This window comes from Hymenobacter tenuis (genome assembly GCF_054780495.1).
Genome location: NZ_BAAGWF010000001.1, coordinates 2283639 through 2295266 on the forward strand (window position 1 = coordinate 2283639; position 11628 = coordinate 2295266).

General features: G+C 57.4%; 11 protein-coding genes. 8 read left to right on the forward strand and 3 right to left on the reverse strand.

The window, feature by feature from the left end:
- Window positions 1–138: 138 nt before the first annotated feature.
- Both ACYVGU_RS09910 and ACYVGU_RS09915 read right to left on the reverse strand, forming a co-directional pair.
- Entirely contained in the window at window positions 139–1905 is a 1767-nt protein-coding gene (locus ACYVGU_RS09910; RefSeq protein ID WP_460621907.1) for a pyruvate dehydrogenase complex dihydrolipoamide acetyltransferase, read from the reverse strand.
- Between the two features lie 627 nt (window positions 1906–2532).
- Window positions 2533–3159: a histidine phosphatase family protein gene (locus tag ACYVGU_RS09915; RefSeq protein WP_460614672.1), complete on the reverse strand. Its 627-nt coding sequence runs from the start codon at window positions 3157–3159 to the stop codon at window positions 2533–2535.
- 207 nt (window positions 3160–3366) lie between these two features.
- Here ACYVGU_RS09915 and ACYVGU_RS09920 point away from each other — a divergent pair, with 207 nt between their 5' ends.
- From ACYVGU_RS09920 to ACYVGU_RS09950, 7 genes are all read left to right on the forward strand, one after another.
- Window positions 3367–3798: a hotdog family protein gene (locus ACYVGU_RS09920; RefSeq protein WP_460614673.1), complete on the forward strand. Its 432-nt coding sequence runs from the start codon at window positions 3367–3369 to the stop codon at window positions 3796–3798.
- A complete protein-coding gene (locus ACYVGU_RS09925) occupies window positions 3795–5018 on the forward strand; it encodes a chorismate-binding protein (protein ID WP_460621908.1) in 1224 nt (407 codons plus the stop codon). The genes ACYVGU_RS09920 and ACYVGU_RS09925 overlap by 4 nt, the downstream gene beginning before the upstream one ends.
- 64 nt (window positions 5019–5082) lie before the next feature.
- A complete protein-coding gene (gene menD / locus ACYVGU_RS09930; protein WP_460621909.1) occupies window positions 5083–7005 on the forward strand; it encodes a 2-succinyl-5-enolpyruvyl-6-hydroxy-3-cyclohexene-1-carboxylate synthase in 1923 nt (640 codons plus the stop codon).
- 14 nt (window positions 7006–7019) lie between these two features.
- The gene (menB, locus tag ACYVGU_RS09935; RefSeq protein WP_460614676.1) at window positions 7020–7844 is read left to right on the forward strand and encodes a 1,4-dihydroxy-2-naphthoyl-CoA synthase; all 825 of its coding nucleotides are present in this window, start codon (window positions 7020–7022) and stop codon (window positions 7842–7844) included.
- A gap of 129 nt (window positions 7845–7973) precedes the next feature.
- Window positions 7974–8342: a DUF6370 family protein gene (locus tag ACYVGU_RS09940; RefSeq protein ID WP_460621910.1), complete on the forward strand. Its 369-nt coding sequence runs from the start codon at window positions 7974–7976 to the stop codon at window positions 8340–8342.
- Window positions 8343–8399: 57 nt separating this feature from the next.
- Complete coding sequence (locus tag ACYVGU_RS09945; RefSeq protein WP_460621911.1) at window positions 8400–8906, forward strand: hypothetical protein; 507 nt, start codon at window positions 8400–8402, stop codon at window positions 8904–8906.
- A gap of 273 nt (window positions 8907–9179) precedes the next feature.
- Window positions 9180–10679, forward strand: coding sequence for a serine hydrolase (locus ACYVGU_RS09950; RefSeq protein ID WP_460621912.1), 1500 nt, complete (start codon window positions 9180–9182; stop codon window positions 10677–10679).
- Between the two features lie 70 nt (window positions 10680–10749).
- Here ACYVGU_RS09950 and ACYVGU_RS09955 read toward each other — a convergent pair whose 3' ends face one another.
- Window positions 10750–10968 carry a hypothetical protein gene (locus tag ACYVGU_RS09955; RefSeq protein WP_460614680.1) on the reverse strand — a complete coding sequence of 73 codons (219 nt, stop codon included), beginning with the start codon at window positions 10966–10968 and terminating at the stop codon, window positions 10750–10752.
- A gap of 179 nt (window positions 10969–11147) precedes the next feature.
- On the opposite strand from ACYVGU_RS09955, the gene ACYVGU_RS09960 reads away from it, so the two are divergent.
- Window positions 11148–11597: a hypothetical protein gene (locus ACYVGU_RS09960; protein WP_460621913.1), complete on the forward strand. Its 450-nt coding sequence runs from the start codon at window positions 11148–11150 to the stop codon at window positions 11595–11597.
- Window positions 11598–11628 lie beyond the last annotated feature (31 nt).

Genomic DNA, 11628 nt, shown 5'->3' on the forward strand with positions numbered 1-11628 from the left:
GAGGCCTCTTAATACCTCGTCGGCTACCCTCAATTGCATGGCAAACTGACCGCCCGTTTCAGCTCAGGCAGTACCTAGGAAACACAAAAGCCGGTTCTTTCGAACCGGCTTTTGTAATACTGGAATAACGAGTGCTTATCAGATGAGCATGCGCATGGGGTCTTCCAGCAGGCTTTTCAGCGTCTGAAGGAAGGCCGCACCGGTGGCACCATCTACCACGCGGTGGTCGCAGCTCAAGGTCACTTTCATCACGTTGCCAATAGCCAGCTGTCCGTCTTTTACCACGGCCGTCTGCTTAATGCCACCCACGGCCAGAATGCAGGCATCCGGGGGATTGATGATGGCGGTGAATTCTTCGATGCCGAACATGCCCAGATTCGAGATGGTGAAGGTGCTTCCCTCCCACTCGGCGGGCTGTAGCTTCTTGCTCTTGGCCTTGCCAGCCAGTTCTTTCACCTCGTTGGCAATGGTAGAGAGGCCTTTGCCATCAGCATTGCGCACGACGGGTACCAGCAGCCCTTCGTCCACGGCCACGGCCACGCCAATGTTTACCACCTTGTTCTGGCGGATTTTGTCGCCAAGCCACGAGGAGTTCACAGCGGGGTGTTGCTTTAGAGCTACGGCTGCGGCTTTGATAACCAAGTCATTGAACGAGAGCTTCGCTGGCGAGAGGGCATTCAGCTGGCCGCGCACTTCCATAGCGCGGTCCATCAGAATTTCCATCGTCAGGTAGAAGTGCGGTGCCGTAAACAGGCTTTCCGACAAACGACGAGCAATTACCTTACGCATCTGCGACACAGGCGTGTCGGTGTAGGTGCCTTCAGCGGGGGTAGCAGCCGGAGCGGCAGCGGGTGCAGCTTTTGGCGCTTCGGCTTTGGGCTGCTCGGGCAGGGCGGCCTGAATATACTCTGACTGCGTGTTGGCGGCCTGAGCTGGCTGCGAAGCCTGGGCTGGAGCAGCGGCGGCAGCAGGCTGCGCGCTTTCCAGGTCGCGGGATACGATGCGGCCGTTTTCGCCGGAGCCTTTAATGGTGCTTAGGTCAATGCCTTTGTCTTTGGCAATGCTCTTGGCCAGCGGCGAAGCGAAGATGCGGCCGCCATTCTGGGCCGGAGCAGCTTCAGCGGCTGGCGCAGGGGCCGAGCTGGTAGCAGGAGCAGCAGTTGCCTCCGCGGCAGCAGCGGGTGCCGGAGCACTTCCGCCCGATTGGCCACCTAGCAACGCCTGCACGTCGGCGCCTTCTTCCCCAATGATAGCCAGAATGCCATCCACGGGAATAGCCTCGCCTTCCTTCGGGCCGATGTAGAGTAGCGTACCGTCTTCGTAGTTGTCCAGCTCCATGGTGGCCTTGTCGGTTTCCACTTCAGCCAGCACGTCGCCGGACTTCACCTTGTCGCCTACTTTCTTGAGCCAGGAGGCGATGGTGCCTTCCGTCATGGTGTCGCTCATCTTCGGCATCCGGATAACCGTAGCCTTTTTGCCGTTGCCAGCAGGGGCAGCAGCCGGAGCGGGTGCGGCGGCAGGAGCAGGAGCCGGGGCGGCCGGAGCGGCTGCTACGGGAGCTGGAGTTGGCGCCGGAGCAGGTGCTGGGGCAGCTTCGGCTTTAGGAGCTTCAGCAGCCGGAGCCGGAGCAGCACTGCCACCGTTTAGCAGAGCCGAAATATCTTCGCCTTCTTTGCCTACAATAGCCAACAGGCCATCAACGGGCACTGATTCGCCTTCCTTCGGGCCGATATACAGGAGAGTGCCGTCCTCGTAGTTTTCGAGTTCCATCGTAGCCTTGTCGGTCTCCACTTCGGCCAGGATATCCCCGGATTTTACTTTGTCGCCTACTTTTTTGAGCCACGAAGCAATGACCCCATCGGTCATTGTGTCGCTCATTTTGGGCATTTTTATGAGTTCGGCCATCTGGGTCTTCGTTGGGTTGAGTGGGCCAAAATTAGCCCGAAAATCCGGGGGTGCAAACTAAACCCCTTCTTCTAAGAGCACGCGTAAAACAGCGAATTTTCGCCTTTGCAGGCAGCCTCTGGTTTAGATATCGGCAACGGCAACTTGAATCAGAATCAATACCGACTTCTTTACTCGAAGGTTATTGGCACTGTCCATTGCTCCTGGCTACACTTCTGGCGGTCGGCTAGGTTGCTACGCTGAATGGTAAGGGAGTGAATTACAGGCCGCACTAGGGGTAGTAACCGCTGCAACTGGGCTGAATCGGTTGCTGATTCAACTGTAAAACGTGGTTTACCCGAGCTTTTCCAAACTACTCTAGCTACACGAATCTGCTCCTGATTGATCTGGAGGTCCGGGTTTATAACGAAGCTAACAAATACCCTTCCTTTTAACGCTGGATGGCTAATGCGCAAAGGCTTAGCTTCCAAATCATCTATTTGATAGCAATACTCGGGAGAATAGCAAAGAGCCTTCTGCGCCGTGGCGGTGGTTTGTTGTGGTTGTGGAGCTAGTAGGGGCTCCTTTGGTTCCGGCCCCTGGCAGCCAATTAATAGGCTAAGCCAACCGCCGGCTATCCAATAGGCCCTAGGCGTGGGTTTCATGCAAATGCCGCACATCCAGAAAGCTCTTCACCGTAAACTGCGAGCCGGTGTAGTGCAGTTTGTAGAGGCACAGGTTATGGTGCTCGAAAGAATCCATCTGGCTGAGCGGGTAGCCTAGCAGCTGGCAGAGCAGCACGCGCATAGCACGGCCGTGCATGCACACGAGCACGTTTTCTTCGTCGGGGCGCGAGGTAATCAGGTCGATGACGGGGCGCTGGCGGGCCGCTACCTCATCGGGGCTTTCGCCCCCTATCAGGCGAGTATGCGTTTGGCCGGCTTTCCAGCTCTGCAGTACGTCGTGATATTCCTCGTCTTCTTCCGGCGTGATGCGAGTGCCCTCGCGCACGCCCCAGCTAATCTCGTTCAGGCCGGCGTGCTGCTCGTGCGGCAGCCCCAGATCCAGAAAACCCTGCACCGACTGATGGGTGCGCTGCAAAACAGAGGTATACACCTTAGCAAAGGGCACGTGGCGGTAGGCCGCGAAAAAACGCGCTGCCTGGCGGTGGCCAGCCTCGTTCAACGACGAATCGACACCGCTGCCCTGTACAATGCCGCGCACGTTAAAATCGGTCTGGCCGTGGCGAATGAGGTATATTTTTTTGACGCTCACTTTCCCCCTAGTTTTGCTGTTTCTGCCGTTAAAGTACGGCGATTTTGCTCGGGCGTTCATTTCGGGCGCCTGAGTTTTCTTCTATCTCTTACGCTACCTACGGCTTAGCTCTCGCCAGAACATCGGGCGCTGAACTTGTTATTACGGAACAAAGGTGTTTTTCTTTTTCCGGGATGACGCTGCCGCTCGCTTCTTCCACCCTTCCTCATGACGCTGGAGCAAATTAAACAGTGGGTTGGAACCCGCCCTACCCTCGCCGATACGCTCGGCATTGAGCTAACTGCCCTTACCGACGAGTACCTGGAAGGTCGTATGCCCGTTGATGGCCGCACCCACCAGCCCATGGGCCTGCTGCATGGCGGCGCTTCCGTAGCCCTGGCCGAAACACTAGGCAGCATTGGGGCCGCCACTAAAATCGACCCTAGTAAACAAGCCTGCGTGGGCCTCGAAATCAATGCCAACCACATGAAAGGCGTGCGCGAAGGCTACGTAGTGGGCCGGGCCACGGCTTTGCACGTGGGCCGTAGCACGCAGGTGTGGGAAATCAGAATCACCCACGAAGAAACCGGCGCCTTGGTATGCATCAGCCGCATTACCATGGCCGTAATTGATTTGCCCGCCGCCAAACCCCAGGCATGAGCACCCTCCAGCGCATTTCCTGGAAGCCCGACCTGCCAGTAGCCGACCGGCTGCAGCGGCTGGTGGCCCTGGCGCTTACCAGCGGCCGTCCCGTGGCCCTGTGGCGGCTTCCGAATGAAACGCACCCTAGGCTCTGCCTGAGCCTGAAGGTAGATGCCGCGTTTGTGGGGCTGCCGCCGGCGCTGGAGCCTACGGCTCCGGCGGGCTTTGCCTTCTTCCCGTTCCGCGACTCCGATCACAACCCACCACTTTTCCTGCCCGCCGACCTGTTCTTTGACCTGGCCAAGCCCGAAGAAATTCAGGTAAGCGCGGCCGCGGCTGGGCGCCTGCCAGAGCTGCGCCAGCGTTTCGCTAGCCTCTCTGACACGGCCAACCTGCCCTGGCACGTGAGTTGGCAGCCCGTTCCGCCCACCGCTTCGCAACCCGAGTATGAGGCCTTGGTTGCGGCGGGGGTGCAGGCTATTGAAGAAGGCGTGGTGCAAAAAGTAGTATCGAGCCGGGCGGTGCGGCGGCTGTTGCCGGCGGGGTTTGATGCACTGGCGGCTTTCGAGGAGTTACAGCAGCGCTATCCTAATGCCTTTGTCTCGCTGGTGAGTGCGCCGGGAGTAGGTACCTGGCTGGGCGCTACACCGGAAGTACTGGCTGAAATTACTGAGGACCAGGTGTTCCGGACAATGGCGCTGGCCGGTACGCAGCCGCTGCTACAGGGCATGAAGCCCGCCACTGCCCGCTGGGCTCACAAGGACCTGGAAGAGCACGCCATGGTGGCCCGCTACATTGTGAACTGCTTTAAGCAGTTGCGCCTTCGCGAATACGATGAGCGCGGGCCGCGCACGGTAGCGGCCGGGCAACTGCTGCACCTGCGCACCGACTTCGCTGTGCATCTTAACCACGTACCCTTCCCTACCCTCGGTACCGATATGCTGCGGCTGCTGCACCCTACACCCGCCGTGGGCGGCGTGCCTAAGCAGCCCGCCCTGGAATTTTTGCGCCGCAACGAAGGCTACGACCGCGCGTACTACGCCGGTTTCCTGGGCCCCGTGAACCTGCCTGATGCCGGCGTAGCGCGTTTGTACGTAAACCTGCGCTGCCTGCAGTTGCGGCCTCAGGAAGCCATTCTCTACGCCGGCACCGGCCTTACCATCGACTCCGATCCGGCCCGCGAGTGGCAGGAAACAGAGCTGAAGCTGCGCACCGTTGGGGCCATTTTAAGTGAATAACCTACTTCATTGCCTGAAAGTCGTATGGTCGTTCATTTAGGTATCAGCCGTTCTGCCCTATCCTATGCCTTCTTTGCAAGCCGTTCATAACATCCCCGAAATCTGCGCCCAGCTGGGCATTACGGATGTGGTGCTTTCGCCGGGCTCCCGGTGTGCGCCCCTCACCATTGCCTTTGCGCGCCACCCGGGCATTACGGTGCGTACTGTTCCTGATGAGCGGGCCGCAGCCTTTATCGGGCTAGGGCTGGCCCAGGCCCAGCAGCGGGCAGTGGCACTGGTGTGCACCTCGGGCACGGCAGGCCTCAACTATGCGCCGGCCGTGGCAGAAGCCTATTTTCAGCAGATTCCGCTGGTGGTATTTACCGCCGACCGGCCGCCGGAATGGATTGACCAGCTGGATGGGCAGACGGTACGCCAGTCAGATTTGTATGGCGCCCACGCCAAAAGCTCGTTCACGTTTCCGGCCGATACTGCCCACGCTGATGCCCAGTGGCATGCGGCGCGCATTGTGTCAGAGGCAATTGGGCTGGCAGAGCAGTTTCCAGCCGGGCCAGTGCAAGTGAACGTGCCGCTGCGGGAGCCTTTCTACCCCAAAGCCGGCGAGGAGCTCCAGTTTGGGCCCGTTAAAGTCACCCGTGAGCAGCCCGGCCGCCCTCAACTTTCAACACCTGTACTAGCCGAGTTGCGCCAGGCCATCCGTAGCACCAGCCGCGTGCTGGTGGTGAGCGGCCAGCACCCGGCCGATGCGCAGCTGCTACTAGCCCTCCGCCGGTTCGCAACCGCCTATCAGGTGCCAGTAGTCGGCGACTTAATTGCTAATTTGCACCTGCCCGCTGCGCCCGATTTCGACCAGCGCCTGCGCCCACTGGGCCGCCAGGATGTGTTTTTGGCCGTGCCGGAGCCGGGCCTGAAAGCAGCCCTTAAGCCTGAGCTGCTCATCACCTTCGGCAAGTCGCTTATTTCGAAGGCCTTGAAACTGTACCTGCGCACGGCCAAGCCCGCCCAGCACTGGCACGTGCAGCCCGCGGGCGCCGTTGCCGATACGTTTCAGTCGCTGACGAAGGTAGTGCGCCTGGAACCCACCGATTTCTTTTCGGTTTTGGCCGAAGACGAGCCTAGTAACATAGCTAGCGTGGTAGCCTCTGAGCCGACAGCACTAGGTTCGATATCGGGCCCAACTCCCCATAGTTTTGTGGCAGCGCAGGATGCTACGCGGGTTGCGACTGCGCCGGCCCCTAGTGGCCTAGTGCGGCTAAAGTGGCCCGGCAGTGGCGCCCAGCTGGGTGAGGCGGAAGCCGTGGCCAAAGCCGCGTACCTGAAACCGTGGGTGGCAGCCGAAAATTGGGCTACTGGCTTTCTGCAGGAGTTTATGCAGCAGCCTACGCAGCCGTTCAACGAGTTTACGGCTATTTACAAAGCCCTCCAGCTTCTGCCCGACCATACGGCGCTGCACTTGGCTAACAGCATGGCGGTGCGCTACGCCAATATACTAGGGCTGCCCACAGGCCGAACCGTAGAAATATTCGCGAACCGGGGCACCAGCGGTATCGATGGCTGCACGAGCACGGCCATTGGAGCGGCGCTGGCCCAGCCCGGCCGGCCGGTGGTACTGCTCACCGGCGACGTGGCGTTTTTCTACGACCGCAACGCTTTCTGGCACAATTACGCCACCCCTAACCTGCGCGTAATCCTGCTCAATAACCACGCCGGCGGCATTTTCCGCATGATTGATGGCCCGCGCCAGCAGCCCGAGCTGGAGGAGTTCTTCGAAACGCGCCAGATGCTTCGGGCCGAGAACACCGCCCGCGATTTTAACCTGCGCTATTTCGCTGTTTCTTCATTTGCTGAACTAGAGTCGGCTTTACCGGTTTTCTTTGCAGCGGAATCCGGCGCGAGTCTGCTCGAAATCACCACTGACAGCCCCACCAACGCCGAGTTCTTCGAACAGTACCGCGCCGCGGTACGAACGTCATTCTCTCAATCATAAGGAAACCTTCCCCTATGGCCGAACAACTTACCTGGACCCCGATTAAGGAGTTCCGCGAAATTCTCTTCTCGCAGGCTGGCGGCATCGCCAAAATCAGCATCAACCGCCCCCATGTGCACAACGCCTTCACGCCCCTTACGGTGCAGGAGATGATTGAGGCCATGGATATCTGCCGCAACCGCACCGATATCGGCGTTATTATCCTGACCGGGGAAGGCGGCAAGGCTTTCTGCTCGGGCGGCGACCAAAGCGTGCGTGGCCACGGCGGCTACATTGGCGAGGACACCGTACCCCGCCTGAATGTGCTGGATTTGCAGAAAATGATTCGCTCCATCCCAAAGCCCGTAATTGCCATGGTAGCGGGCTGGGCTATTGGCGGCGGCCACGTGTTGCACGTCGTCTGCGACCTGAGCATTGCCGCGGATAACGCTCGTTTCGGTCAGACCGGCCCCAAGGTGGGCTCCTTTGATGGCGGCTTTGGCGCTAGCTACCTTGCTCGCGTGGTAGGCCAGAAAAAGGCGCGCGAAATCTGGTTTCTCTGCGACCAGTACGACGCGCAGGAAGCTCTCGACATGGGTCTTGTAAACAAAGTGGTGCCCCTCGATAAGCTCGAAGAAACCACCGTGGCGTGGTGCCATAAGATTCTGGAGAAAAGCCCGCTGGCGCTGCGCATGCTCAAATCGAGCTTCAATGCCGAGCTGGACGGACAAGCTGGTATTCAGGAGCTGGCCGGCAACGCCACTCTATTGTACTACCTCTCCGAGGAAGCCAAAGAGGGCAAAAACGCCTTCATCGAAAAGCGCACGCCCGACTTCTCGAAGTACCCCAAATTCCCATAAGGCCTCGGCCCGCAATCCAGTGTAGTAAGCGCTGCCTGCCTGTAAAGGGCGGGCAGCGTTTTTTCTGTACTTTTCGCCCCAGGCGGCGCGGCTGCCTATAGTTGTTACCTCATAACCTGCCCTCCCCTCATGAAACGCTTCCTACTCTTACTTGCCCTAGGCCTTGCCGGCGCCACAAACGCTCAGGCGCAGGTTACTACCACTAAAGCGGCCGCCAGCGTTACTGCCCCCGACCCAAACAAATCAGTGCAAGTTGTGGAGGCGTCCTGCGGTCAGTGCCGGCTCGGGCTGCCAGGCAAAAGCTGCGATTTGGCCGTTCGGATTGATGGCAAAGCCTATTTCGTGGATGGCACCAACATCGACTCGCATGGGGATGCGCATGCCAAGGACGGATTCTGCCAAGCCATCCGGAAGGCCAAGGTGCAAGGCGAGATAGTAGATAACCGCTTTGTAGCCACGTATTTTCAGCTTCTGCCGGAAACCCCCAAAGCAAAGTAACCGAGCAACAGTTGCACCCCAGCTACTCCCGTTTACCAGCCGCTATTTTTACGCCGTATGGCCAACTATCAGGTAACCAACAAGGGAACCCGCGACTTCACGCTTCTGGCCCATGATGAAGTGCGCGGCACGCTGCACTACACTGAATGGTTTTCTTTGAAAGCAGTGCTCACGCTGCCCGATGGCGCCACCTTTCGGATAGGTCCCAAGGGCGTGTGGGGCACCACTGTAGAGCTAACAGATCAGCAGGAGAAGGTGCTGCTGAACTTCAAGATGAACTGGAGCGGCACCATCATAATCAAGTCGAAGCTCAACAGCCGAGTGTTTCTGTTCAAGCAGAAAAGCCTGCTCAAAAACACCTTCGTTCTTCTGGATAAAGATGAAAAGGAGCTGATGGTAGTGAGTCCATCCTTTCAGTGGAACTCGCTGAAACCTAGCTATAGCCTGTCTGCTACTGAGGAGTTTGAGACTCTCGATGAGAAAGACGTGCTGCTGCTCACCACCATTCACTGCGCCAACTACTACATGTCGATGATGGCGGCTTCGGTTGCTATTGCTACTTAGGCTGGAGGCCATTCCAACTAGTCGAACTGTATTTCACTACATGCACACTCTGCTACTAACTAATTGGTTGGGCCCGATATTCTTTATAATTCTAACATTAGGGGCGCTTCTGATCTGGTATAGCTTGTTTGTGGAAGCTTTCAACCTGTTGCGACAATTCTTCCGCTGGATTCGGGGCGGCCAAAGAAAATTATAGCACAACTCACCCACAGAAATAAGCGGCTACGCAGAAGCGCATGCACAATCAGGCAGATTAGTATCCATCAATACAATATGAAAAATAGCTTCCTGCTTTTACTTCTTTTCCTGGCGCAAAGCGTTGTAGGCCAACAAAAAACACCCGCTCTCGCCCCTCGCACCGACGCCCAGAAGCTAGACTATTTTTTGAAGCTGACGGATACGCTGCGCACTAAAGCGCACAACTCCGGCATGGCGGTGGTCATTATCTACAAAAATCAGGTGCTTTATAAAGGTGGCCTGGGCTACCGCGATGTTGAAAAAAAGCTGCCGGTTACCAACAACACACTTTTTGAAATTGGCTCCTGCACCAAGGCCTTCACGGGCGTGCTGGCCTCGCAGCTGGTAGCCGATGGAAAGCTGAAGTGGGACGACAAAGTAGTTAGCCATTTGCCTGCCTTCAAGCTACAGGATACCTACGCCGCCCAGAATGCCACGGTTCAGGACTTGCTAACCCACCGCGTAGGGCTTGACAAGCACTTTTATCTGCTGTACGGCCCCAAGTTTTCAAGAAACGAAATGCTGGAGAAAGTCCAGCATTTGAGCTTTGACGGTTCTTTCCGGGAGAAATTTCTCTACAATAACCTGATGTACACGGTGGCCGGCATTGTGGAGGAAAAAGCGGCTGACACTACGTGGGAACAGCAGGTCAGGCAGCGCATTTTCGAGCCGCTGGGCATGAAGAACTCCTTTACCACCTTCGAAGAATTTCAGAAGTATCCGGAGAAAACCATCAGCTACAAAAACGATGGCACTACCCGCGTGCCGCAAGAAGGCTTAGACGCCTGCGCGCCGGCCGGCAGCATCACGTCAACTATTGATGACATGGCCAAGTGGCTGGGCATGTGGCTGGGCAAAGGCAGCGTACAAGGCCAGCCGTTTCTGTCGGAAAAGCAGTACAACTTTCTGACTAGCCCCCTCACCGTCCGGAACCCCGCCGAGCAGGTATTTTATGGTATTGGCTGGGACGTGGATACCAACCGCAAAATAGTTTACCACGATGGCCGCACCGGGGGCCAAAGCTCCCGCATTCTGATGATGCCGCAGGCCGGTTTTGGCATTGTCATCCTGACCAATCAGCAAACGGATTTGCAGAACCTGCTGATTCGGTACGCCACCAATATTTTCGTGGAAGACCAGTACGAGAAGATGCCTGATTTTGAAGGCTTTGTTATAGCCAATGCCAATAAAGCACAGAGCAAGCCGGAGCAGAAACTCTATACCATAGAGAACAAGGAAACGCTTAAAAAACTAGCAACTATAGCCGGAGTATACACGCACCCGGCGTATGGTACCATCAGCATAACCCGAGAAAACAAAAACCAACTCCGCTTTGCCTATTATGACTTTAAAGGCACTGTAAAGCAGACTTCAGACACTGGTTTTACGGCTTTCACGGAGCACTTTACCGGAACCGACCAGTTCGAATTTCAGGTGCTGACGGATGCCGCGGCCAAAGTCAGTGGCTTAGAAATCAAGCTGCCGTATTCGGCCCCGCTCACGTTTACCAAAACAGCAACCAGCAAAGCCCTGTAAGGTCACACTAATAGGGTATAATAGTAAGCGCCACCTAGTATCAGGTGGCGCTTCGTGGTTTTAGCTAAAATCAGAATATCGAGCCGTAGGCGGCGCAGCCTTCCCACCAGCCGAAGAAGTTGCGCAGCCGTTCGCTTTTGCGCTGTTTCTTCAGCAGCTTCCGGGCTCGGCGGGCCATATCGGGCGGCAACGGGGCCGGAATAGCTACTACGTGCTTGCGCAGCGTGAGGTAGCGCCGGAAAACAAAGGTTTTGGCCAGGGCAAACGGACTCGGGGCGGTGGGCTGCATGGCTTTGGGAGATAGTACTAGGGTAATATACACCCATAACCTCCTATAAGTCAAGCGGAAGTTGTTTAATTACCCGCTGCTCGGGAGCTTCCCAACGAATTTCGGTTATTCCTACGCACTGGTTTACTACCCCTCTTCGCCTCGCAAACCCCTAGCCGCCCTTTCACTTCCCTTTCCTCATGACCGATGCCGAATTCCACGATGCTATCCGGCGCGTACGGCGCTGGCACTGGCTGCACTACCTCTTGCAGGCCCTACTCATGCTTGGTGTGGTAGCGGCTATGGGCAGCCAGCTGCAACCTCAGGCGGCCCGGCAGCCACAGGCACCTTCGGGGCTGGCGCTCGGGCTGCTGGGGGCCTTAGTGCCCGTGGTGGGTGGGGTACTGTATCTGGTTGCCCGGCGCCTGCGGCCCAACCTGAGGCGGCTGGCCGAAGAAAATCTGCGTATTTACAAGGGCCGGGTATTTCTGCGCAACAGTTTGCTGGGCTTGCTTGGGTTGCCTTTTTTGGTTTCGTACTTCCTTACCCGTGGGGTGCTGGAGCTGGTGGCGTGCGGTTTTCTGCTGGTGGTTTTGTGCTTGGTCACGGCGCCTTCGGCCAAAACCTACCAGCGCTGGCTGCTCACCTAGGGTAGTTGGCGGCCCCAAGTGTCTGTTTTTG